Below are 24,177 nucleotides of genomic sequence, written 5' to 3'. Positions count from 1 at the left end.
ATCCATACTGACCTTAGAATCTGCACATTCCATACGGTTTCTGTATCAGCATTTTTTATCCGAAATAACGGAGAAATCACTGAATGTATTTTATTATGTATGTTCCTATAATATTGGATATGGATGTTCATGTAATGCAGTTAAATGATTAAAGTGAAGAAAGATTTTAGCACTGCATTTTAAAGATATTAGAAGATTAATTAAGTTGGGAAATTTGTTTGAGCAGTAGTCTGCACCCCCTAAACTGACTACGATTTGACTACTACAGATGGAAGTGATTTGCTTCATTTTGCACTTTTTTGCAAAAAATGTAGTAAATGAGAAGAAAACTATGATACCTTGAAATGCTGATAAAACCTTGCAAAATACGGCATTTCAAGGCAATTTGAGAGGAGAAAAACAATGATTCGAGTACTTTTCGTCTGCCACGGCACTACCTTAGCAAAATTCTGAAAAACCTTGATTTTACAGTATATTTTTGAACCAGTAGGGATGTTTTACTAAGTTTTTACTAAAGAGAGGAATCCCTAGCACGAATTTAGAAAAGTAACATATAGTATGACCTTATTAATTGGTAGAACAATTGGTAAGGTCCTTTTTTATTTCAAGGAGGTTCAAAATGAAAAGTACAGCGTTAGGAGCAGAAAACATTATTTTTATCAGTGATGCACATGAAAAATTCTACTATGAAAAATTACAAGAAGTACGGTATCAGGATGTGTACCATAAGGCATTGTGTTATTGTCTGGGTATTAATGGAGATACCAGAAAAAATGCTGACAGAATTTATAATTTTAAAACGGGGTCTGTTAAAACGAAATGTTTACATGAAGGATGGCAGACAAGCGGTAGCTTAAAAGTGGTAAGGATGGCATTTAATCTGTACTGTAACAGCACGCCAAGCGTTTGGGATTATGAAGATGCAGAGGAACAGGTAAACGAGTGCAGACAGTATACAGTAGAGGATATCTTCTGCTGTGCATATGCACCATATTTTTGGCAGGCAATACAGATCCGTTATCCGGAATATGTAGTGTACAATCAAAAGTTACATGCCATGCTTGGAGGAATAGATTAATGCTGAAAGTGAGACTGATGGGAACAAAAAATGATATTGCATGGTTTCAGAAAATCCTGCAGCGTCATCCTAAAATTGAAGTTATGGAATTATCGGAACTTTATTCCAATAAAGGGACGAGCAAATATTATAGAGCTTATGCTGAAATTGAAAAAAGTAATGTAAATAAAAAATAGTAGAAATACAGGAGAATTATATCATGTGCAAAATAATCGCAATCGCAAATCAAAAAGGTGGAGTAGCAAAGACTACAACAACTATTAATCTTGGAGTAGGACTGTCTAAGGTTGGAAAACGTGTAATGCTGATAGATGCTGATCCACAGGGACATTTGACAATGGGACTTGGTTTTCCAAAGAACTTAAGGGTAACATTGAAAACAATGATGGAAAATATCATTATGGGATTAGAATTTGATCCCAGGGAAGCAATTTTACACCATGAGGAAGGAATAGATGTAATTCCATCTAATAAACTTCTTTCGGGAATGGACATGTCATTATTTACGGTAGAGGACAGAGAAAAAGTCTTAAAAGAATATCTGGAACTTTTGGAAAATGATTATGACTATATCCTGATTGACTGTATGCCCTCATTGGGAATGTTGACAATCAATGCCCTCACTGCAGCTGACAGTGTATTGATTCCGGTACAGCCACAATATTATGCGGCAGATGGACTTATGGAATTGCTGAAAGTTGTGAAAGGAATTCATCAGAGATTCAATCCAGCTTTACAGATTGAGGGAATTTTGTTTACTATGGACAGCTGTCATTATAACAACTCAAAGAGAAACAAGCAGGCAGTGCGAGATGCTTATGGAGCAGAGATTAAAATTTTCGATCAAACGATTCCAAGAACAGAAACTCTTGCCGAAACTGCATCAGAAGGTGTTAGTATCTTTTCCTATGATGCAAAAAGTAAAGGTGCGTACAGTTATCAGATTCTCGCCCAGGAGGTGCTGAATCATGCGTAAACCTAAGAAAGAAATTCAGCTTACATCTTATGATGAATTGCTTGGAATCAATGAAGCCGAACAGAATACTCTTAATCAGATTGTTGAAGTGCCATTAAATGAGTTACATCCTTTTAGAAATCATCCATTTCATGTAAATGATGATGAAAAAATGGCTGAAACAGTAGAAAGTATCAAGAATTATGGCATCTTAAATCCTGCATTGGTACGTCCTCGCGCAGAGGGAGGATATGAACTGATTGCTGGTCACAGGAGAAAACGTGGTTGCGAACTGGCTGGAAAAAGTAAAATGCCAGTACTCATACGGAACTATACCGATGATGAAGCCGTAATCGTTATGGTGGATTCTAATATACAGAGAGAAAGTTTGCTTCCAAGCGAAAAGGCATATGCTTATAAGATGAAGATGGATGCAGTAAAACATCAGGGCATAAAAGACGAAAACGCAGCTTCTGTTGACAGTGCAGATCTGGTTGGACAGGCTGCCGGTGACAGTGGAAGAACCGTTCAGCGTTACATACGCTTGACCTGTCTTATTCCGGAATTGCTGAAATTGTTGGATGAAGGAAAGATTAATTTTACAGTAGGTGTTTCATTAACCTATTTATCAGAAACGGAGCAGATTTGGGTGAAAGACTGCATAGTGTCTGGAGCAAGCTCTGTTACAGGTTCAATGGCAACAAAACTGAAGCAATACAGCGATGAAGGTAAACTGACAGAATTAGCGGTACAGCTTATTCTGAATGAAAAGAAAACAGAGACAGGAAAAGTTACTTTAACTGAAAAGAAAATACGAAAGTATTTTCCAAAGGAATATAACAGAGAACAGATTGAACAGGTTATCTATGAACTGCTTGATAACTGGAAGAAAAGCCAATAACGAGGGAAGGAGAGAAAGCAAAATGGCAAAATCCGAAAGCACAAAAATAGAGTTTGGTTATTTTCACGATTATGAATCGGAACAGTTTGCTTTTTACCGTATTCCCAAAGTATTATTCACAGATGAATATTTCCGTAATCTGTCCAGCGATGCAAAGGTTCTTTATGGGCTGATGCTGGACAGAATGGCTTTGTCTATCAGAAATAATTGGGTGGACAATGAGGGGAAAGTTTATATCATATTTACATTGGAACAAGTGATGGAATATATGAACTGCGGAAAAGACAAAGGTGTGAAAATTCTTGCAGAATTAGATACTGATAAAGGAATTGGTTTGATTGAAAGAGTAAAGAGAGGATTGGGAAAACCAACAATTATTTATGTAAAGAGCTTTGTATATAGAAAAGAAAAAGTATTAGATTCGGCAGAGAATGATAACCGAAGTCAAGAAGTCGGAAAAGCCGAAGTCAAGAGTTCGGAAAAACCGAAGTCTGGAGTTCTGGAAAGTCGAAGTCAAGAGTTCGGAAAAACCGAAGTCTGGAAGTCGGAAAAATCGAAGTCTGGAGTTCGGAAAAACCGAAGTACAGAAGTCGGAAAAACCGACCCTAATAATACTAATTATAATTATACTGATATTAGTAATACTGACAGAAGTAATACTGATCTTATCAATCTTTCAGATTCTTCCGAACAGCAGTCAATGGATTTGATGGAAGAGATGAAACTATTCCAGATGAATACTGCACTTGTAAAAAGAAATATTGAATATGACTGTCTTGTACAACGATGCAGATTAGGGGAACAGCAACAGTTGGATGAAATTGTGGCACTAATTGTGGAAACAATCAGCATAGAACGGGAGAATATTACGATCAGTGGAGTGAAATACCCATATCAGTTCGTAAAAAGCAGATTATTGTTGCTGGAAGAAAGCCACATAGAGTATGTAATTGATTGTCTGCATGAGAATACCAGGGAAGTAAAGAACATAAAAGCGTACTTGCTTACCTGTCTTATGAATTCAATAACGACAATAGGCAATTATTACCAGGCAAAAGTAAATCATGATATGTACGGAGGTGGCATATGAGAGGAAAAGAAATTATAACAAAATTGATAATTCCTGGTGCAATAGCTATGATTATCTGCTTAATTGTTCACCCTATGTGCATGAATGGTGAAATATTAGACTGGAGAAAATTATTGCTTTTTGTGGGAATTCCTTTCGGAATCCAGAAAATGTTTTTGTTGGTCGTTCCAAGAAATGTGGGGACAGGGGAAATGCTTGGTTTGGTGGTACTTAAACTGATGGTAGGAAGTTTGATTGGAATAGGGGTTCTTGCCTGGAGATTATTAGCTGTAGCAGGCATTTTGCTAAAAAACGGCATTTCTGGAATTATATGGATCATAAAAAGACTGAAAGAAATGGTGATCAAAAATGAGCGAAAAGCAACTGGAAAAATTGTATTATAGCATTTATCCAATGAATCAATGTGAGACACAAAGTAAAAGTTATGAAGAGACAAAGGAACTGTGTGAAACATTAGAAAAGGAAATGATAAGTCTAATGAGTCCGGATCTGCAGGCAATGTTTGAGGATTACAAGGAATATACTTTAAATCTTAAACAAACAGAACAGAGAGACGCTTACATAGATGGATTAGCGTTTGGGATTCGCACAATTTCGGAAGCCTTTTTACATGAGAACAAAAATAGAATATGGTGATTGAAAAAGCAGTCTGTCAAGGCTGCTTTTTCTGTACCGCTTACATAGGAGGATGAGATGTGATTGATTTGATAATTATTATTATGGCAGGAATAGTGCTTTTGTTTTTGCTGTCTTGTTGCTTTATGGTTGCAAGGCTATTGGATGAGGAAATATTTATGTATGGATATGAAGGAAAAGAAAACTGGGAAAGGGAACAACTTCCCGACAAATTGTCGAGAAGTTCAACAGATGAAAGACATGGAGATAAATGAAAAGATTCGTTATTTTCGGAAACAGAGAGGGCTATCGCAGGAGCTGCTTGCAGAACGAACAGGAATTAATGTGAATACAATTCGGAAGTATGAAATAGGCATACGAAAGCCGAAAGTAGAACAATTAAAGAAAATTGCGGATGGACTTGAAATTAGTGTAATAGAATTTTTGGATATTGAAATAGAAAATGAAGCGGACTTGATTGCTATGCTGAAAAAAATCAGTCCGTTTTTTAAGTGGGACGGATTGCTTCATGTATTGGAGGGGGAAAAGTTTTTATGATTGGTGTAGGAAGTGCATTGATATCACTGTTTCTGGTTTTGGTTTGTTATTCATTAACACTGACAGCGAAAAGAGCAGATGAAAACTTATTGATGATCTGTGAACAGAATCAGAAAATTGAAGAAGAGAAAGGAAAGCAAGAAATGGAATCAAAGAGAGACATTTTGAGAGTGATTGAAAAAGAAATCAAAAAAGGAAGTGCGCCAGTTGCATTTGCGGGTTTGGGGTTTTCCGAGGAATGTTATCATTTGGTAGATAGTCAGGCTAAGATGAACCAACTTTTAGATTATTTTTTTCGCAATGAAGAATACGCAGCTTTGACAGATCGGCAGGTGAAAAGTAATATCTATGCAGAAATGGGCAAAAGGCTGAATTTCCGTAGTGCCAGATCTGATCGAGACAGAAAGAATATGGAGGTAGCGGCGAAACGATGGATTAAGAAAAAGCATCCAACATTTGATGGTGATGTATATGTCGAAAATATCCGGTGTTTTCTGGATATTTCCCAGGAAGAGTTAGAAAAACGTAAATGTACTGTTAATGAACAGGATATCACAGCACTTATTTTCAGTCAGAAACATCTGGAAGCATTATATCTGCAATGCCTTATGCACAGGCGAAACGCAATGCAAGAGGTTCTGGAATTAAAAGGTTTGTCAGAAACGTGCAATCGGATTTATAAATTGCAGGATGTAGATGTATTATTTCAGTGTTTACTGATGGATCAGATGGATTGGGAAGAAGGAAAACTTTATGTACAGTTCAGTACCATATATTTACTGGCAGGGTAGAAATAAAAATGTGTATATACATGACAAGGTAACAAAAATAAGATACAATAAAAATATAAAATTGTATTATTAGAATAAAGGGAAGATATTGGAGGAAACGGTATGGATGAATATGAATTATTAGGAGGATTACATGAGATAATTGATGCTGATGTGGATAAAAAGATACAAGAATGGATTGAAAACCATGATGTAAATTATTGGTTAGTATATCCGTTGATAATGGTAGAATTGGGCGCTATGAATGAAGAACCGCAAACTACGATGAACCTGTTAAAACGGTGTGTTACTTCTTTTGTTTATGCTAAAGCACTTAAAATGGAAAAGAAATTTTACTTGAAAAGGATAAATATACCCGGATTGAGAAGGTATATAAGAGAATATGAAAATGTATTAGTAAAAATATATCAAAATTATAGATTTTCCAGAGAAATAAATGACATAAATCCGGTGTCAAAACCCAGACTTAAGGAGATTGAAGAACATAAGTATGAATTGACAACATGTTTAGTTAGCGATAGGTATAATGAGGAGAACATGTATTTTTTTGGAGCAGATGATTCTGAACGCAACGAATTAGAATATAAACAAATAATGGCGTTGCATGGGAAGTTTTTTCGAAAAATATTTGAAGAAAAGAGAAAATTTGATGAATTAGAAAAATATGTAGATAAAATGTTATATCAAGGGTGTATTGAAATAATTGAAAAAGATTTAAAAAAATGGGCATCAAATGTAAGAAGTGTGGTTTTTGATAATCCGAAACAACTTGCTAAGGTTATTGCTTTTTTCTATTATCAATCTGTACTTAGATCTATAAGAATTCGAATTGAGACTTTAGAAGACGAAACATATATGGATAATGCAACCTCTATACTTATGGTATTCAATAAAAAAGAATGTATACAGGATATTGCGACTGTGAGTGAGTTAAAGTTACCAATAGTTGATCGTATAGTAAATTATTTTGTTAATAAAGGAAATACGAATTTAATGGAATTTCCGTTGTTTGAAATCGAAGACAATATAATAACTATTCCATCGCTATTTATTGTTAATGATTGGCAATTTACCGTTATAAATGGACACTACGCTAAAGAGAAAGTAATAAAAAATAGAGAAAAAACATTATCAATAGTTACTGAAGGAAGAATAGAAGAGACATTAAAAAATGTAACCAATATTGCTGTTTCAAAAACATGGCCATATTCGTATACAGATAATGATGGAAAAATACAATGTAGTGATATAGATTTTGCCATTTATGATAAAATACGAAATGTAATATTAGTAATTGAAGCAAAATGGATTGATAAACACTATGAGGATGAAATTGATAAACGGTATGGGAAAATTTTAAATACATTAAACAGTATTTTTTCAAAGCAAATAAAAAAGCATAGAGAGTTTTTAAGTAAAAGAGAAAATATTGATTTGTTATTTAAAGATGATAAAAGATATGTTCAGTCAGAAGAATTTCCTACAATTTATTATTTGGCAGTGGATAAAAGAAATCAAATGCACATTGATGATCGACATATGGTGTCTGAATATATGATAATTTATTTTTTAAAGAAATATATTAATAATAATGAATTAGATTTAAGCACTTTGTGGGATGAAATTAGTAGATTAAAAACAAAATTTGAATATATAACGATATCATCTGATTATCATGAAGTAAAAGTAGGAGATGATACGGTTTTAATTGAAAAAGCAGATTTGTATTTAAATGATTAATATATGGCCGATTGGTCCAGTTTATTAGAAATTGGAATCAGTCGGCTTTTTATATTTAAGAGAGGACTTCTCGACAATTTGTCGGGAAGTGGAAAGGAGCCAAATTCCGATGAAAATATATCTCCCCCATCTGTTAGTGCCACCGTAATTTGCTGATCAGAATCGAAAGGAGGCGTGCAAATTGCAGGAAGAAGTTACACAGAAAACAATCGCATTGTCGGTTAAAACTGCAAGAGTGACTGCCGACGTGTTAAAAAATATGCTGCGGAAGTATCTGTCAGGACAGAAACAAAAAGGAAAGAATCCTTATAAGGTTGGAAAACAGTCATACAAAGAACTGAAAAGCCAGGGTTCTGGTTTATCCAATATTGAAATCACAGATGGAAATATCAAGTCCTTTGAGCGTGTGGCGAAAAAATACCGTTTAGATTTTGCCTTGAAAAAAGACAGTTCGACCAAGCCACCGACCTACTATGTGTTCTTTAAAGGGCAGGATACAGAAATGATGAATCTGGCATTTAAGAAATATTTGGGTGTACAGATGAACAAAAAGGATAAGCCATCTATTATGAAAAAACTTATGCACTTTAAGGATGCTGTGTCTAAAGGAAAGAACAGAGAACGAGCAAGAGAACAGCAGAAAGACAGAGGGCAGAGTTTATGACGGAGAAAAAACAGCAGCATAAGAAGAAAAGAGGAAAAGTTCAGCATATCAGAGGCTCTCCGAAAAAGAGAAAAATATCTGGAAAAGCTGTTTTTTCCTCAGAGAGTATACCAGGAAAAATGCTTGCAGATGTGAAAAATCTGATTACGGACAAGGTAAGTGAATTGAAGAGGGCAGATCAGAAAAAGCTGTTTTTAGCTAATTTCCCATATCTGATGTTTGCCTATTTTTTCAATAAGATTGCCTGGTTGTATCGGGTAAACACCGGAGCAACTTCCTGGGATAAATTTATGAATACCATTACTTATTTTGAACTGGCGTTTCAGAATCTCTGGCCAAGTTTGAATCATATAGATTTGTTGTGTGGAATCGCAGGCGGCGTGGCTGTAAAGCTTATTATTATTTACCGCACGAAAAATGCCAGGAAATATCGACTGGGTGTGGAGTATGGTTCTGCCAGATGGGGAATAGAAAAAGATATACGACCATATGCGGATCCTGAATTTGAAAATAATATTATTCTCACAGAAACAGAGAGTCTTACTATGTCAAGCAGACCAAAGAATCCGAAATACGCCAGGAATAAAAACATTCTGGTAATTGGCGGTTCTGGTTCTGGAAAAACCAGATTTTTTGTAAAGCCTAACATTATGCAGATGCACAGCTCTTATGTGATTACTGATCCGAAGGGAACTGTGCTTCTGGAGGTTGGCAGTATGCTGGCAAAAGGCAGTCCGATGACGGATGAGAATGGAAAAATCGTGCGGGACAAAGAGGGAAAAGTTATATACGAACCGTATAAAATCAAAGTTTTGAATACAATTAACTTCAAAAAATCCATGCACTATAATCCATTTGTATATATCCGCAGTGAAAAAGATATTCTAAAACTGGTAACAACCATTATTGCTAACACCAAAGGTGAAGGGCAGCAATCGGGTGAGGATTTTTGGGTAAAGGCGGAAAAACTCTATTATTGTGCCCTGATTGGTTATATCGTAAGCGTCCAATAAGAGGGTGTATCGAAATTTCTGGCTGTTGCATGTAAACTATTGATTAGAGTTTTGGGAGTTGACTCTAAAAACTCTAAATCTAATCTAAGGAGCAGGCTTATGGATCTTTCTTCTTTGACTCCAGACAAACAGGTGAAACTTCAATACTGGCTGGATGTAATACAGCAATGCAGGGCCTCCGGACTGACAAATCAGATCTGGTGTGAACAACACGATATCTCTTTGAAAAGTTATTATTACTGGCTTTCCAAAATTCGAAAGCTTGCCCTGGAAGAACTGCCCCGCAAGAAAAACGGCATCCACATGTGTACAGACCAACAGTCAACTGCTTTAACGGAATCCCCGGCTGAGTTTGCGGAGCTTTCACTTCCGGACAGAAACATTTCCCGTTCCACTCCTGCAGCCATACTTCATATCGGATCCATAACAGTGGAACTTTATGAAGGCACATCTGCCCAGATGCTGGAAAACATTCTGAAAGCCGTGCAGTCATGTTAGGAGATCTTTCCCATGTGGAGAAAATCTATATCCGATGCGGCTACACCGATATGAGGAAGCAGCTCAATGGCTTGCTGGATATCATCCAGTACAACTTCAAACTGGATCCTTACAGCAATTCCTTATTCCTGTTCTGTGGAAAGAGGGCTGACCGGATCAAAGCAGTCCATTACGAGGGAGACGGTTTCTGCCTTTTATACAAACGGTACGAAAACGGACGTCTCCAATGGCCGCGGACCGGCGAAGAAGCAAAACAGATTTCTGATCAGCAGCTACGCTGGCTTCTGGAAGGTTTGAACCCGGAGCAGCCAAAGGCAGTTCAGAAATGGCTCCCGCATAAGTCTGAAAATACTGAAAATCCTTAGAAATGCTGGGAAATCTGACGATTCTATGGTATAATAATCTTATCGAAACGAAAGGGTTTTCAGGTTATGTCAGCTACGGAACAGGAGTATAAAAATCATATCAAAGAACTGGAACAGCAGGTCCGGCTCCTGAAAGAGCAGGTTGATTTCCTGACCCGTAAACTTTATGGAACAAAATCCGAGAAGACATCTACTCTCGAAATCGAGGGGCAGATGTCTCTTTTTAATGAAATCGAAACCTGTGCGGATCCTGATGCACACGAACCGGAGCTTGTTGAGATAGAGAAGCACCTACGTAAAAGGAAGTACACCGGTCAGCGGGAAGAACTGGTAAAAAATCTCCCTCACAGCAAAGTACTCCATACCATAGATGAAAGGGAACAGATATGCGATAACTGCGGGAGTACGATGGTGAAAGTAGGGGAAGAATTCGTCCGCACGGAAGTACAGTTTATCCCTGCAAAACTCAAGGTGATTGACCATTACCGGGAAACGTATGAATGCAGGTCATGCCGGAAAAACGGAACTCCTTATATGGAGAAGGCTCCGGTGCCATATCCTCCCGTCCTGCATTCTCTGGCATCTGCATCTACCATCACCTGGCTCATCCACCAGAAGTTTGAATTAAGCATCCCGCTGTACAGACAGGAAAAAGAATGGGAGGCTTTGGGATTACGTTTAAGCAGAGCGACTATGTCAAACTGGCTTCTGGTTGTCTATCGGGACTGGCTTGTACACATCGTCCACCGTCTGAAGCTGGAACTTCTGAAACAGAGATACCTTCATATCGATGAAACACATGTACAGGTGCTGAAAGAACCGGGACGGAAAAATACGTCCGATTCCTATATGTGGGTTTACTGCAGCATCAGAGATGCCGTAAATCCCATCCGCTACTTCGAGTACCAGCCGGGACGAAGCGGGAAATATCCGGAAGCGTTTCTGAGGGAATATGAAGGTTATATCCATACAGACGCTTACTCCGGATACAATGCAGTTTCAGGAGTAAAAAGATGTCTTTGCTATACGCATCTGCGCCGGGCTTTCGTGGATGCGCTCCCAAAAGACATCCATAATTCGGAAGCATCAAAACCTGCGGAAGCAATCCTCCGTCTGAATCAACTCTTTAACATAGAGTCAGAGTTGGAGGCGCTCCCTCCTGATCAGAAGAAAAAAGAACGTCTTATCCGCGAGAAACCGCTTCTCGAGGCTTTTTGGTCATGGGCAGAAAAAAGTGCCATCGGAGAGCTGCCGAAATCCAAACTTTCAAAAGCTTTTCATTACGCCTTAAATAACCGTGAAGGTTTTTGGAATTATCTGGAAGACGGGAATTGTTCCATCAGTAATTCGCTTGCGGAAAACTGTATCCGTCCCTTTGTGATCGGCAGAAAGAACTGGCTGTTCTCCGGCAGTCCGAAAGGGGCGGAAGCCAGTGCAGGAATCTATACACTGGTAGAGACAGCGAAAGCGAATGGGCTTGCCCCGATGAAATATATAAAATATATCCTGTCCGACATGCCGGGGAGTGCTTTTCTTGAACATCCTGAATATCTGGATGATTATCTGCCTTGGAATCCTCTTGTAAAAGAATTCTGTCGATAACCGTTGACCTTTTAGTATAAAAGGCTGACGGTTATTTTTCTATACACTGTTTTATTTGACGCTTACGTTATATCTGGTATGAAGGCAGGGAAGAAGAAAAGAATTTTAATACTCTGTTGGAAATGATCAATGTGTCAGAAGCCAGGGAAGATGATGAGAATTTCAAGAATCCAGTAGATCTGATGTTTGATGAATTGGAGCAGAAAGACCCGAACCATTTTGCAGTAAGGCAGTACAAAAAATACAAGCTGGCTGCCGGTAAGACAGCAAAATCTATTCTGATCAGTTGTGGTGCAAGACTCGCACCCTTTGATATTGCGGAACTGCGGGAGCTTATGAGTTATGACGAGCTGGAATTGGATCTGGTTGGTGACAGGAAAACTGCATTGTTTGTTATTATTTCAGATACCGATGATACCTTTAATTTTATTGTTTCTATTATGTACACACAGCTTTTTAATCTGCTCTGTGACAGAGCTGATGATGTATATGGAGGCAGACTTCCAATTCATGTGAGGTGTCTCCTTGACGAGTTTGCGAACATCGGACAAATTCCTAAATTTGAAAAATTAATTGCTACGATTAGAAGCCGGGAAATCTCAGCTTCTATTATTTTGCAGTCAAAGTCTCAGCTTAAGGCAATTTATAAGGATAATGCCGATACCATCGAAGGGAACTGTGATACGACCTTATTCCTGGGGGGAAAGGAAAAAACGACATTAAAGGAAATAGCGGAGATTTTGGGAAAAGAAACCATAGATCTGTATAACACATCGGATACGAGAGGCAGTCAGCGGTCTTATGGAATGAACTACCAGAAAACAGGAAAGGAGTTGATGAGCCAGGATGAAATAGCAGTCATGGACGGGGGAAAATGTATTCTGCAGGTGAGAGGTGTCAGACCATTTTTCTCAAATAAATACGATATTTGCAAACATAAAAACTACAAATATCTGTCCGATTATGACAAAAAGAATACTTTTGATATTGAAAAATATCTGAGTACTAATCTGATATTAAAACCAGAGGATGAAGTGGAACTGTATCAGATGTAACTTCTCGACAAATTGTCGGGAAGTGGATTATGGGAGGAAATCATGAATAATTTGGAAAAAAGGAACAGTCGGTATCCATCGACGAAAATGAATATACCGACTGTACGTGTGAGGAATTTTCCAAGTAGAAAATCCTATGCTTAGTGTAGCACAAAAGGCAGGGTTTATATAGTGTTTTCTTCCCTTTCTGGAAAAAATCTAAGAAAGGATTGGAAAATGTAAGTTTTCCAAAGGTACACTTATGGCATTTTTTACAACGGCAATTACGACCTTAAAAACATTGGTTTGTGCGATCGGAGCCGGACTTGCAGCTTGGGGAGTGATCAATCTGCTGGAAGGATATGGAACGGACAATCCAGGTGCAAATGCTCATGTACGGTAAGGAAGCAAGCAACCGAAAACAAGAGATAGACCGCCAGCACTACACTATTCCGAACCAAAGACCAAAAGATAAGCATTGTGGGAAAATCTAAACTTTTGGATTTTCCTACAATGCCAACTACGGCGGAATCCCTCCCACTCCTTATATCTTTCTGTATACATTGAATTTGTATTTAGTAAAATGCAGACAACACCACGGATCGGCTTTTGGTTGGACAATTCCAACCAAACACCACAGCAGACAGCAGAAAACATTCTGAACGCTAGGAAGCCGGTATGATTGTTACATATAAGGGGAAGAAAAATTTCTTTTAGGTACTTGCTTTCCTAAAACTGATGTGATACAATGATTTAATCCAGAAAAGGAGTAAAAAATATGCGGCAAGGTATTCTTAAATAAAACTATAATCAAATAGTGGGAACAAAGGATTATGATAGCTCCTTTTGTAGGGGCTTAGTTTTTTGTACCCAATTTAAGAATACTTTTGCCTTATCAATTTTGACATATCCCCAAAAACAGCAATCACAAACAGGTGTATGCTGTATATGTGTATGTCCGCAACTTATAATCCCCAGTGGTAAAAGTATTTTACTGCTGGGGATTTTTATGCCCTTTGGGGCTGTAAAGGGAGGACAATCACATGAAAATAATCAATATTGGAATTCTTGCCCATGTAGACGCTGGAAAGACGACCTTGACGGAGAGCCTGCTATATGCCAGCGGAGCCATTTCAGAACCGGGGAGCGTCGAAAAAGGGACAACGAGGACGGACACCATGTTTTTGGAGCGGCAGCGTGGGATTACCATTCAAGCGGCAGTCACTTCCTTCCAGTGGCACAGATGTAAAGTTAACATTGTGGATACGCCCGGCCACATGGATTTTTTGGCGGAGGTGTACCGCTCTTTGGCTGTTTTAGATGGGGCCATCTTGGTGATCTCCGCTAAAGATGGCGTGCAGGCCCAGACCCGTATTCTGTTCCATGCCCTGCGGAAAATGAACATTCCCACCGTTATCTTTATCAACAAGATCGACCAGGCTGGCGTTGATTTGCAGAGCGTGGTTCAGTCTGTTCGGGATAAGCTCTCCGCCGATATTATCATCAAGCAGACGGTGTCGCTGTCCCCGGAAATAGTCCTGGAGGAAAATACCGACATAGAAGCATGGGATGCGGTCATCGAAAATAACGATGAATTATTGGAAAAGTATATCGCAGGAGAACCAATCAGCCGGGAAAAACTTGCGCGGGAGGAACAGCAGCGGGTTCAAGACGCCTCCCTGTTCCCAGTCTATCATGGCAGCGCCAAAAATGGCCTTGGCATTCAACCGTTGATGGATGCGGTGACAGGGCTGTTCCAACCGATTGGGGAACAGGGGGGCGCCGCCCTATGCGGCAGCGTTTTCAAGGTTGAGTACACCGATTGCGGCCAGCGGCGTGTCTATCTACGGTTATACAGCGGAACGCTGCGCCTGCGGGATACGGTGGCCCTGGCCGGGAGAGAAAAGCTGAAAATCACAGAGATGCGTATTCCATCCAAAGGGGAAATTGTTCGGACAGACACCGCTTATCAGGGTGAAATTGTTATCCTTCCCAGCGACAGCGTGAGGTTAAACGATGTATTAGGGGACCAAACCCGGCTCCCTCGTAAAAGGTGGCGCGAGGACCCCCTCCCCATGCTGCGGACGACGATTGCGCCGAAAACGGCAGCGCAAAGAGAACGGCTGCTGGACGCTCTTACGCAACTTGCGGATACTGACCCGCTTTTGCGTTGCGAAGTGGATTCCATCACCCATGAGATCATTCTTTCTTTTTTGGGCCGGGTGCAGTTGGAGGTTGTTTCCGCTTTGCTGTCGGAAAAATACAAGCTTGAAACAGTGGTAAAGGAACCCTCCGTCATTTATATGGAGCGGCCGCTCAAAGCAGCCAGCCACACCATCCATATCGAGGTGCCGCCCAACCCGTTTTGGGCATCCATAGGACTGTCTGTTACACCACTCTCGCTTGGCTCCGGTGTACAATACGAGAGCCGGGTTTCGCTGGGATACTTGAACCAGAGTTTTCAAAACGCTGTCAGGGATGGTATCCGTTACGGGCTGGAGCAGGGCTTGTTCGGCTGGAACGTAACGGACTGTAAGATTTGCTTTGAATACGGGCTTTATTACAGTCCGGTCAGCACGCCGGCGGACTTCCGCTCATTGGCCCCGATTGTATTGGAACAGGCATTGAAGGAATCGGGGACGCAGCTGCTGGAACCTTATCTCTCCTTCATCCTCTATGCGCCCCAGGAATACCTTTCCAGGGCTTATCATGATGCACCGAAATACTGTGCCACCATCGAAACGGCCCAGGTAAAAAAGGATGAAGTTGTCTTTACTGGCGAGATTCCCGCCCGCTGTATACAGGCATACCGTACTGATCTGGCCTTTTACACCAACGGGCGGAGCGTATGCCTTACAGAGCTGAAAGGATATCAGGCCGCTGTCGGTCAGCCGGTCATCCAGCCCCGCCGTCCAAACAGCCGCCTGGACAAGGTGCGCCATATGTTTCAGAAGGTAATGTAAAGATACATAATCGTCAAGACGGCAACAATCAGAAGTTATGGAGGGTAACAATGGAATATAGTAAGGAAGATTTAATGGAAGCAAAAAAGCAAATTTGGGGAGTGGGAGAGAACATGGGAACAGAGGAAAGTAAAAAAATCTGGGAGGAGAACGCACAATTTTGGGATAATGCAATGGGTGACGAATCTAATGAATTTCACAGAGAGGTAGTGCGTCCCAAAGTAACGGAACTTCTATCTCCTAATCCTGCGGATTACATTTTGGATATTGCGTGTGGCAATGGAAATTATTCTTCGTATCTTGCACAAAGAGGCGCTTCGGTTGTCGCTTTTGATTACAGCAAAAAAATGATAGAATTGGCTAAAAGACGGCAATCACAATATGCAAAACAAATTGAATTTTGTGTGGCGGATGCGACCGATAGAAAAAGTATATTAGAATTAAAAAGAAATCGAGCCTTTACGAAAGCAGTTTCTAATATGGCAATTATGGATATTACGGATATTGAACCACTTCTTATGGCTGTTTATGAACTGTTGCAGGAAAGCGGAATTTTTGTCTTTGCAACGCAACACCCTTGTTTTGTCACGTTGACTGAAAAATATATGACACCGCACAGTTACTATGATATAGCGATTGAAGGGCAACCGAAAGAGCAGATTTATTATCATCGTTCCATACAAGATATTTTTAACCTTTGTTTTAGAGCTGGATTTGTCATTGATGGATTTTATGAAGAATGTTTTAAAACCAACAAAGAAATTCCTATGGTAATGATAGTAAGGCTTAAGAAGGTAAAACGTGATAGCTTAAAATAAATTCAAGTTTGTCGGGTAAATAGCAAACCCAGCCGAGCCAGTCAACGGTCAAGATGAACGGCGCATATGCGCAGCCGTTGACAGCCCCGCCCGCCTTTGCTGGTAGGCAATCAAGGGGCGACAGCAAGAAGTGCCACCGCCCCGCACTATTATTCAGAAAGGGGAATTTCCATGACCGACCAGATAGCCTATCAAGAATATATCCAGCGCAGGTACAACGCCTTTTGCAAGACTGTTATCCGCTGTGCCGCCTTGGACAAGATTTTGAAGCTTAAACGGCAATGGGAACGGCAAGTTTCCCTTGACTATCTGATGAACGAGAAGTTTGTCCAGTTTGCCGCGTCGGAGCCGGACGAGGAATACCCATTTACCGTCTGCGGTCAGACCGTCCTGCTCTGCAACGCCGCCCTTGCCGACGCGATCTCTGTTTTGCCGGAGCAGACGCGGGAAGAAATCCTGCGCTATTACTTTCTGCGCCAGCCGCAGCGCGTGATCGGCGCGTGTATTGGCCGGTCACGCAGCACAGCGGGGCGGCATATCCAGCTTGCCTTGCAGCGGCTACGCGAAGAAATGGGGGTGAGCCGGTATGAGTAGACTTCTCCCCTATGAAACAATCCTCAAAGCCCGTGAGGGCGACCCAGAAGCCGTGAACGCTGTCCTGCTCCACTACGCCGGATATATCCGCTATTTCTCAAAAGTGAACGGGCAGGTCAACGCCGAGGTGGAGGACTATGTAAAGCAGCGGTTAATTGACTGTCAATTCAAGTTCCGGCTTGACGAACCACCGGACAAGTCATAAAAACTGAATACCAGCCGCCACCGACGCGGCCAGCGAAAGCAGTAAGTCTTGAAAAAGATTTACTGCTTTTTTTGTTGTCCGGCTCCGCTCCCGGCCATTTTGCCCCCTGCCGGTTGTAGTAGTAAGCGAGGAGGGAATTTTTCTGCCCTGGTGTTTGGCATTTGGAGCATTTACCCGTAGTAGAGGGCAAAGAGAAAGGATTTCTCCAACACCGGGTAGAAACCACTGCGTCCGGTGTCATTTTAGCGAAAGCGGGCAGGAATGCCCTTTACAGGATTAGTAGTAGCAGAAAAAGAGAAACAAACTTTTGTGGTTGCAGTTTTCCAAAAAAGTGGCGGACGGAAGTGAGAGAAAGTTTGCAGTCACGGAGAGCAAGATTCTACCGAGGTGCCAAAATTCGCTTATCGCTCATTTTGCCCCTGCGGGAATCTTGTTGGGGAGTGCCTTCCCCAAACCCTGCTATGCGGCTTGTGCCGCTTGAAAATCCCACCAAGAAATACTTAAAAAATCGCCCACAAAACGGCGGTAAGTGAAAGGAGTTGATACCCATAGGAAAGCGATACAATACGCCTCACCGAAGCCATGTAGTCAAGACACGCATGACCGAGGAAGAATATGCCGAGTTTGCGGAAAGGCTTTCTGCCTGCAACATGAGCCAAGCCGAGTTTATCCGGCAAGCCATAACCGGGGCAGCCATACGCCCCATCATAACTGTTTCCCCCGTCAATGACGAGCTGCTTGCCGCTGTCGGGAAGCTGACCGCCGAATACGGCAGGATCGGCGGCAACTTAAACCAGATAGCCCGGACGCTGAACGAGTGGCACAGTCCCTATCCGCAGCTTGCCGGGGAAATACGGGCGGCGGTTTCCGACCTTGCCGCCCTAAAGTTTGAAGTCTTGCAGAAAGTGGGTGACGCTGTTGGCAACATTCAAACATATCAGCTCTAAAAATGCGGACTATGGCGCAGCGGAAGCCTACCTCACATTTGAGCATGACGAGTTTACCATGAAGCCCACCCTTGATGAAAACGGGCGGCTGATACCGAGGGAGGATTACCGCATTTCTTCCCTTAACTGCGGGGACGAGGATTTCGCCGTTGCCTGTATGCGAGCCAATCTCCGCTATGAGAAAAACCAAAAACGGGAAGATGTGAAAAGCCACCACTATATCATCAGCTTTGACCCACGGGACGGGACAGACAACGGCTTGACCGTAGACCATGCGCAGGAGCTGGGCGAGAAGTTCTGTAAAGAGCATTTCCCCGGACACCAAGCCCTTGTATGCACCCACCCGGACGGGCATAACCACAGCGGCAATATCCATGTGCATATCGTCATCAACTCCCTGCGGATTTATGAAGTCACGCTTCTGCCCTACATGGACAGACCAGCCGACACAAGGGCGGGCTGCAAGCACCGCTGCACCAACGCCGCTATGGAATATTTCAAGAGTGAAGTCATGGAGATGTGCCACCGGGAGGGGCTTTACCAAATCGACCTCCTAAACGGCAGCAAGGAACGGATAACGGAACGGGAATACTGGGCGGCAAAGAAAGGGCAGCTTGCCCTTGATAAAGAGAACGCTGTCAGAGAAGCCGCAGGACAGCCGACCAAGCCCACCAAGTTTGAAACGGACAAGGCGAAGCTGCGCCGGACGATACGGCAGGCACTTTCCCAAGCTGGCAGCTTTGATGAGTTTTCTTCCCTTTTGCTGCGGGAGGGCGTGACCGTCAAGGAGAGCCGGGGGCGGTTTTCCTACCTCACGCCGGACAGGACAAAGCCTATCACAGCCCGGAAGCTGGGGGACAATTTTGACAAGGCTGCTGTCCTTGCCCTGCTCACGCAGAACGCCCACAAAGCCACCGAGCAGACCAAAGCCATACCCGAATACCTTGTCGCAGTTAAAAAGCCGTCACAAGGGGAAAAACCCACAAAAACTACCCCGGCAGACAACACCTTGCAGCGCATGGTTGACCGGGAAGCCAAGCGAGCCGAGGGCAAGGGCGTGGGCTATGACCGCTGGGCGGCAAAGCACAATCTAAAGCAAATGGCAACTACCGTTACCGCCTACCAGCAGTACGGCTTTTCTTCCCCGGAGGAACTGGACGAAGCCTGTTCTGCCGCCTATGCCGCCATGCGGGAAAGCCTTACAGAGCTGAAGCAGGTGGAAAAGACGCTGAACGGGAAAAAGGAGCTGCAACGGCAGGTGCTTGCCTATTCCAAGACCCGCCCTGTCCGGGACGGGCTGAAACAGCAGAAAAACGCCAAAGCAAAAGCAGCCTACCGTCAGAAGCACGAAAGCGACTTTATCATAGCAGACGCAGCCGCCCGTTATTTCAGGGAGAACGGCATTTCCAAGCTGCCGAGCTATAAAGCCCTGCAAGCAGAGATTGAAAGCCTTATCAAAGAGAAAAACAGCGGCTATAACGATTACCGGGCAAAACGGGAGGAATACCGCCGCTTACAGACCGTCAAGGGCAATATCGACCAGATTTTACGCCGGGAACGCAAGCCTGTGAAAAGGCAGGAACAGGAGCGATAAAAACCACCCCAAAATGTACCCGAACCCATACAGAACAAGGGGGCTGCCCCGTACCCTATCCGCAATACCAAAGGATTTTTTAACGGGCTTACAGGGCAGAAAAACCCCGAAAATGATACCGAGATAATACAGAATTACCGCCGATACCGCCACACCAGCGGAAACGGCAGAAAGGAGCGCACCCATGCCAAGAATGAGCAAGAAACGGCGGCTGGAATGGTCTTTTTTCCTGCGGCAAGTAAAAATCGGGAATACCACCTGCGACCGTATCACATACAACGACCTCTGCCGGAGCTGTACCCATAGCTGCAAGCAGAGCTTCCGGGCGGTTATCATACTCTGCCCCCGCTACTACTCCAAACGCCGGAAAAAGGAGGACAGGGACAATGGCAGATAACCGCAAGTATTACTACCTCAAGCTGAAAGAGAACTTTTTTGACAGCGACTCCATTGTACTGCTGGAAGATATGAAAGACGGGATTTTATATTCCAATATTCTCTTGAAGCTGTACTTAAAATCGCTGAAAAACGGCGGGAAGTTGCAGCTTGACGAGCATATCCCCTACACAGCGCAGATGATAGCGACACTGACCCGCCACCAGATAGGGACAGTTGAGAGGGCTTTAGAGATTTTCCGGCAGTTGGGGCTTGTGGAGCAGCTTGACAGCGGGGCTTTCTATATGACCGACATTGAGCTGATGATAGGACAGTCCTCTACCGAAGCCGAGCGAAAACGGGCTGCAAGGCTGGAAAACAAGGCACTTTTACCGCCCCGGACAAAAGGCGGACATTTGTCCGACATTCGTCCACCAGAGAAAGAGATAGAGTTAGAGAAAGAGATAGAGATAGAAAAAGAGAGAGAGGGAGAAACGGGACACCCCGCCCCCGCCGCTTATGGCAGATACAACAATGTGATACTGACCGATACAGAGCTTTCCGGGCTGAAAACAGAGCTGCCCGACAAGTGGGAGTATTATATTGACCGGCTTTCCTGCCATATCGCTTCCACCGGGAAGCAGTACCACAGCCATGCAGCCACCATTTACAAGTGGGCGCAGGAGGACACTGCCAAAGGCAAGGCTGCCCCGAAACAGGGCATACCCGATTATTCATGCAAGGAGGGCGAGAGCTTATGAAAAACGAGATGGAAGCTATGATTACGGACATTACAGCCACTACCGCCGAAGCGGAGGACTACACAGGCGAGGACGGGCTTTTATACTGCGGCAAGTGCCATACGCCCAAAGAAGCCTACTTTGCAGAGGGAAAGACCTGTTTCGGGCGTGACCGCCACCCAACAGACTGCGACTGCCAGCGAGCAGCCCGTGAAAAGCAGCAAGCCGCCGAAAGCCGACAGAAGCACCTTGAAAAAGTGGAGGACTTGAAACGCCGGGGCTTTACCGACCCTGCTATGCGGAACTGGACATTTGAGCATGACAACGGCAGAAACCCGCAGACCGAAACCGCCCGCTTTTATGTGGATAGCTGGGAAACCATGCAGGCTGAAAATATCGGCTACCTGTTCTGGGGCGGCGTGGGGACAGGAAAAAGCTACCTTGCCGCCTGTATCGCCAACGCCCTTATGGAAAAAGAGGTTGCCGTCTGCATGACAAACTTTGCAACCATACTCAATGACCTTGCCGCCAGCTTTGAGGGCAGGAACGAATATATTTCCCGCCTTTGCAGCTACCCTCTGCTGATACTTGATGATTTCGGTATGGAGCGAGGGACGGAATACGGGCTGGAACAGGTTTACAGCGTGATTGACAGCCGTTACCGAAGCGGCAAGCCGCTGATCGCTACGACCAACCTCACGCTGGAGGAATTGCAGCACCCGCAGGACACGCCCCACGCCCGTATCTATGACAGGCTGACTTCCATGTGCGCCCCCGTCCGCTTCACGGGCAGCAACTTCCGAAAGGAAACCGCACAGGAAAAGCTGGAACGATTAAAGCAACTGATGAAGCAGCGAAAGGAGAGCCTATGACAGAAACCAAACAGACAAGCACCACCAAAACAGACCGCCGCCCGGACTGTGTGACGGAAATCCGCATGGGCAACTCCGTCCTTACCGTTTCCGGCTTCTTCAAGCAGGGTGCAACCGACACCGCAGCCGACAAGATGATGAAAGTGCTGGAAGCGGAAGCTGCTACACAAAAAACGGCGATTTGACCGACCATAAAGAAGCAGATTTGACGCTTTTGCCGCTATACAGACAGCCGCCCCATGTGGTACAATCAAGGTACGGAATAGTGGGGCTGGCTGTCGGAAACGGAGGATTTTATGTTAAGACAGACCAACCAACAACCAATTACCGCCCTTTACCCAAGACTTTCCCATGAGGACGAGCTGCAAGGCGAAAGCAATTCCATTTCCAATCAGAAGCGTATCCTTGAAACCTATGCAAAGCAGAACGGCTTTTCCAATCTGCGCTGGTACACGGACGACGGTTATTCTGGTGCGAACTTTCAAAGACCCGGTTTTCAAGCCATGCTTGCGGACATTGAAGCCGGGAAAGTCGGGACAGTTATCGTCAAGGATATGTCGAGGTTAGGGCGAAACTACTTACAAGTGGGAATGTACACGGAAATGGTTTTCCCACAGAAAGGCGTCCGCTTCATTGCTATCAATGACGGAGTGGACAGCGCACAGGGCGACAATGACTTTGCCCCGCTGCGGAATATCTTTAACGAATGGCTGGTGAGAGATACGAGCAAGAAAATCAAAGCAGTAAAACGCTCAAAAGGCATGAGTGGCAAGCCTATCACAAGCAAGCCTGTGTATGGCTACCTCATGGACGAGGACGAAAATTTCATTATTGACGAGGAAGCTGCACCCGTAGTCAAGCAGATATACAACCTCTGCCTTGCCGGGAACGGTCCGACCAAGATAGCCCGTATGCTCACAGAGCAGCAAATCCCCACGCCGGGGACGCTGGAATACCGCAGGACGGGCAGCACTCGCCGCTACCACCCCGGCTATGAGTGCAAGTGGGCGACCAATACCGTTGTGCATATCCTTGAAAACCGGGAATACACAGGCTGTCTGGTAAATTTCAAGACAGAAAAACTTTCTTACAAAGTCAAGCACAGTGTAGAAAATCCCCCGGAAAAGCAAGTGATTTTCGAGAACCACCACGAGCCTATCATAGACACCCAGACATGGGAACGGGTGCAGGAGCTTCGCAAGCAGCGCAAACGCCCCAACCGCTATGATGAAGTGGGCTTGTTCTCCGGCATACTGTTCTGTGCGGACTGCGGCAGCGTCATGTACCAGCAGCGATACCAGACGGACAAGCGCAAGCAGGACTGTTATATCTGCGGCAACTACAAGAAACGCACCCATGACTGTACGGCGCACTTCATCCGCACCGACCTTTTGACCGCTGGTGTACTCTCCAATCTGCGGAAAGTGACAAGCTATGCGGCAAAGCATGAAGCTCGGTTTATGAAGCTCTTGATTGAGCAGAACGAGGACGGGGGCAAGCGCAGGAACGCCGCCAAGAAAAAGGAGCTGGAAGCCACCGAGAAACGTATAGCCGAGTTATCCGCTATCTTCAAGCGGCTGTATGAGGACAGCGTGACCGGGCGCATATCAGACGAGCGTTTCACAGAGCTGTCGGCAGACTATGAAGCAGAACAACGGGAGCTGAAAGAAAGAGCCGCTGCTATCCAAGCGGAGCTTTCCAAAGCACAGGAAGCCACCGTGAACGCAGAAAAGTTTATGAATGTTGTTCGGCGGCATACCAGCTTTGAAGAACTTACCCCTACTCTGCTGCGGGAGTTTGTAGAGAAAATCGTTGTACATGAGTGCAGCTATGACGAGAACAAGACCCGCAGACAGGACATTGAGATTTATTATTCTTTTGTTGGCAAGGTGGACTTGCCCGAATAACCGCCCGACCTGTCCGACACAAGAGCTAAGTGCCGGATAGGAACGGCAAAATTTTTTACACTTCTATTACTTCTTTATCGCACATCAGTAAAGTCACAAGGAATAAAACAGTTCATGGCTAATTAAAGGGAACAAAAAGAAAGGGAATGCACAATCCAGACGGTATCAGCGGCAGGCTACAAGAATAAATTGTGATTTCACAAGATTGGTGTTATAATAAGAGAAAAGTTCCTGCCGGGGCAACCGCCCCGGTGGTAT

27 protein-coding genes and 3 pseudogenes are annotated in these 24,177 nt (G+C 43.5%); all 30 read left to right on the top strand.

Translation table 11 applies throughout. The annotated features are described in order from the left end of the window. The first annotated feature begins 619 nt into the window (after nt 1-619). Nucleotides 620-1,078: a DUF6075 family protein gene (locus tag CCC70_RS11755; RefSeq protein ID WP_055066383.1), complete on the top strand. Its 459-nt coding sequence runs from the start codon at nt 620-622 to the stop codon at nt 1,076-1,078. After that, nucleotides 1,078-1,254, top strand: coding sequence for a hypothetical protein (locus tag CCC70_RS11750; RefSeq protein WP_005426617.1), 177 nt, complete (start codon nt 1,078-1,080; stop codon nt 1,252-1,254). Before CCC70_RS11755 ends, CCC70_RS11750 begins: the two co-directional genes overlap by 1 nt. Nucleotides 1,255-1,277: 23 nt before the next feature. Next, complete coding sequence (locus tag CCC70_RS11745; RefSeq protein WP_118051258.1) at nt 1,278-2,054, top strand: ParA family protein; 777 nt, start codon at nt 1,278-1,280, stop codon at nt 2,052-2,054. After that, nucleotides 2,047-2,934: a ParB/RepB/Spo0J family partition protein gene (locus CCC70_RS11740; protein WP_227222462.1), complete on the top strand. Its 888-nt coding sequence runs from the start codon at nt 2,047-2,049 to the stop codon at nt 2,932-2,934. Before CCC70_RS11745 ends, CCC70_RS11740 begins: the two co-directional genes overlap by 8 nt. Before the next feature lie 22 nt (nt 2,935-2,956). Further along, nucleotides 2,957-4,024, top strand: coding sequence for a DUF6017 domain-containing protein (locus tag CCC70_RS11735; RefSeq protein WP_287084902.1), 1,068 nt, complete (start codon nt 2,957-2,959; stop codon nt 4,022-4,024). After that, complete coding sequence (locus CCC70_RS11730; protein ID WP_005426609.1) at nt 4,021-4,407, top strand: DUF6050 family protein; 387 nt, start codon at nt 4,021-4,023, stop codon at nt 4,405-4,407. Before CCC70_RS11735 ends, CCC70_RS11730 begins: the two co-directional genes overlap by 4 nt. Continuing rightward, the gene (locus tag CCC70_RS11725) at nt 4,373-4,660 is read left to right on the top strand and encodes a DUF6809 family protein (protein ID WP_015541255.1); all 288 of its coding nucleotides are present in this window, start codon (nt 4,373-4,375) and stop codon (nt 4,658-4,660) included. The genes CCC70_RS11730 and CCC70_RS11725 overlap by 35 nt, the downstream gene beginning before the upstream one ends. 59 nt (nt 4,661-4,719) lie before the next feature. Continuing rightward, complete coding sequence (locus tag CCC70_RS11720; RefSeq protein ID WP_178087513.1) at nt 4,720-4,914, top strand: hypothetical protein; 195 nt, start codon at nt 4,720-4,722, stop codon at nt 4,912-4,914. After that, on the top strand, nt 4,892-5,197 hold the full coding sequence (locus CCC70_RS11715) for a helix-turn-helix domain-containing protein (protein ID WP_227222461.1): 306 nt from the start codon (nt 4,892-4,894) through the stop codon (nt 5,195-5,197). The genes CCC70_RS11720 and CCC70_RS11715 overlap by 23 nt, the downstream gene beginning before the upstream one ends. Further along, on the top strand, nt 5,194-5,988 hold the full coding sequence (locus tag CCC70_RS11710) for a hypothetical protein (RefSeq protein ID WP_227222460.1): 795 nt from the start codon (nt 5,194-5,196) through the stop codon (nt 5,986-5,988). Before CCC70_RS11715 ends, CCC70_RS11710 begins: the two co-directional genes overlap by 4 nt. Before the next feature lie 102 nt (nt 5,989-6,090). Continuing rightward, entirely contained in the window at nt 6,091-7,728 is a 1,638-nt protein-coding gene (locus CCC70_RS11705; RefSeq protein ID WP_227222459.1) for a hypothetical protein, read from the top strand. Between the two features lie 181 nt (nt 7,729-7,909). Then, nucleotides 7,910-8,392 (top strand): PcfB family protein, encoded by a 483-nt coding sequence (locus CCC70_RS11700; RefSeq protein WP_117457903.1) that lies wholly within the window; start codon nt 7,910-7,912, stop codon nt 8,390-8,392. A 119-nt stretch (nt 8,393-8,511) separates the two neighbouring features. Next, a pseudogene (locus tag CCC70_RS11695) lies at nt 8,512-9,390 on the top strand (type IV secretory system conjugative DNA transfer family protein); the annotation flags it as partial. 114 nt (nt 9,391-9,504) lie between these two features. Further along, nucleotides 9,505-9,903 carry an IS66 family insertion sequence element accessory protein TnpA gene (gene tnpA, locus CCC70_RS11690; protein ID WP_249308030.1) on the top strand — a complete coding sequence of 133 codons (399 nt, stop codon included), beginning with the start codon at nt 9,505-9,507 and terminating at the stop codon, nt 9,901-9,903. A gap of 14 nt (nt 9,904-9,917) precedes the next feature. Further along, the gene (gene tnpB, locus CCC70_RS11685) at nt 9,918-10,268 is read left to right on the top strand and encodes an IS66 family insertion sequence element accessory protein TnpB (RefSeq protein ID WP_158526524.1); all 351 of its coding nucleotides are present in this window, start codon (nt 9,918-9,920) and stop codon (nt 10,266-10,268) included. A 66-nt stretch (nt 10,269-10,334) separates the two neighbouring features. After that, nucleotides 10,335-11,870 (top strand): IS66-like element ISRob1 family transposase, encoded by a 1,536-nt coding sequence (locus tag CCC70_RS11680; protein ID WP_004611469.1) that lies wholly within the window; start codon nt 10,335-10,337, stop codon nt 11,868-11,870. A gap of 68 nt (nt 11,871-11,938) precedes the next feature. Then, nucleotides 11,939-12,925 (top strand): annotated as a pseudogene (locus CCC70_RS11675) (VirD4-like conjugal transfer protein, CD1115 family); the annotation flags it as partial. Nucleotides 12,926-13,166: 241 nt separating this feature from the next. Further along, nucleotides 13,167-13,307 (top strand): Maff2 family mobile element protein, encoded by a 141-nt coding sequence (locus CCC70_RS11670; protein ID WP_092070311.1) that lies wholly within the window; start codon nt 13,167-13,169, stop codon nt 13,305-13,307. A gap of 640 nt (nt 13,308-13,947) precedes the next feature. Beyond that, complete coding sequence (gene tet(W), locus CCC70_RS11665; RefSeq protein WP_002586627.1) at nt 13,948-15,867, top strand: tetracycline resistance ribosomal protection protein Tet(W); 1,920 nt, start codon at nt 13,948-13,950, stop codon at nt 15,865-15,867. A 50-nt stretch (nt 15,868-15,917) separates the two neighbouring features. Further along, nucleotides 15,918-16,685 (top strand): class I SAM-dependent methyltransferase, encoded by a 768-nt coding sequence (locus CCC70_RS11660; protein ID WP_002586626.1) that lies wholly within the window; start codon nt 15,918-15,920, stop codon nt 16,683-16,685. A 171-nt stretch (nt 16,686-16,856) separates the two neighbouring features. Next, entirely contained in the window at nt 16,857-17,279 is a 423-nt protein-coding gene (locus CCC70_RS11655; protein WP_002586616.1) for a sigma-70 family RNA polymerase sigma factor, read from the top strand. Further along, a complete protein-coding gene (locus tag CCC70_RS11650; RefSeq protein ID WP_002586615.1) occupies nt 17,272-17,484 on the top strand; it encodes a helix-turn-helix domain-containing protein in 213 nt (70 codons plus the stop codon). Before CCC70_RS11655 ends, CCC70_RS11650 begins: the two co-directional genes overlap by 8 nt. Nucleotides 17,485-18,032: 548 nt before the next feature. Beyond that, entirely contained in the window at nt 18,033-18,431 is a 399-nt protein-coding gene (locus CCC70_RS11645) for a plasmid mobilization protein (protein ID WP_330577215.1), read from the top strand. Then, on the top strand, nt 18,403-20,025 hold the full coding sequence (locus CCC70_RS11640; RefSeq protein ID WP_173905320.1) for a relaxase/mobilization nuclease domain-containing protein: 1,623 nt from the start codon (nt 18,403-18,405) through the stop codon (nt 20,023-20,025). The genes CCC70_RS11645 and CCC70_RS11640 overlap by 29 nt, the downstream gene beginning before the upstream one ends. Nucleotides 20,026-20,209: 184 nt before the next feature. Beyond that, nucleotides 20,210-20,422, top strand: a complete 213-nt coding sequence (locus CCC70_RS11635; RefSeq protein ID WP_117536991.1) for a hypothetical protein — start codon at nt 20,210-20,212, stop codon at nt 20,420-20,422. Next, nucleotides 20,412-21,161, top strand: coding sequence for a phage replisome organizer N-terminal domain-containing protein (locus tag CCC70_RS11630; protein WP_117888470.1), 750 nt, complete (start codon nt 20,412-20,414; stop codon nt 21,159-21,161). Before CCC70_RS11635 ends, CCC70_RS11630 begins: the two co-directional genes overlap by 11 nt. Further along, the gene (locus CCC70_RS11625) at nt 21,158-22,012 is read left to right on the top strand and encodes an ATP-binding protein (protein WP_136891405.1); all 855 of its coding nucleotides are present in this window, start codon (nt 21,158-21,160) and stop codon (nt 22,010-22,012) included. Before CCC70_RS11630 ends, CCC70_RS11625 begins: the two co-directional genes overlap by 4 nt. After that, nucleotides 22,009-22,197, top strand: coding sequence for a transposon-encoded TnpW family protein (locus CCC70_RS11620; protein ID WP_002569233.1), 189 nt, complete (start codon nt 22,009-22,011; stop codon nt 22,195-22,197). The genes CCC70_RS11625 and CCC70_RS11620 overlap by 4 nt, the downstream gene beginning before the upstream one ends. 111 nt (nt 22,198-22,308) lie before the next feature. After that, nucleotides 22,309-23,919, top strand: a complete 1,611-nt coding sequence (locus CCC70_RS11615; protein WP_287084879.1) for a recombinase family protein — start codon at nt 22,309-22,311, stop codon at nt 23,917-23,919. A gap of 191 nt (nt 23,920-24,110) precedes the next feature. After that, nucleotides 24,111-24,177: pseudogene (locus CCC70_RS16575) on the top strand (helix-turn-helix domain-containing protein); the annotation flags it as partial.

This window comes from Blautia sp. LMAG:89 (assembly GCF_008679485.1).
Lineage (GTDB): Bacteria > Bacillota > Clostridia > Lachnospirales > Lachnospiraceae > Blautia_A > Blautia_A fusiformis.
This window is presented reverse-complemented; position numbering and strand designations above follow the sequence as displayed.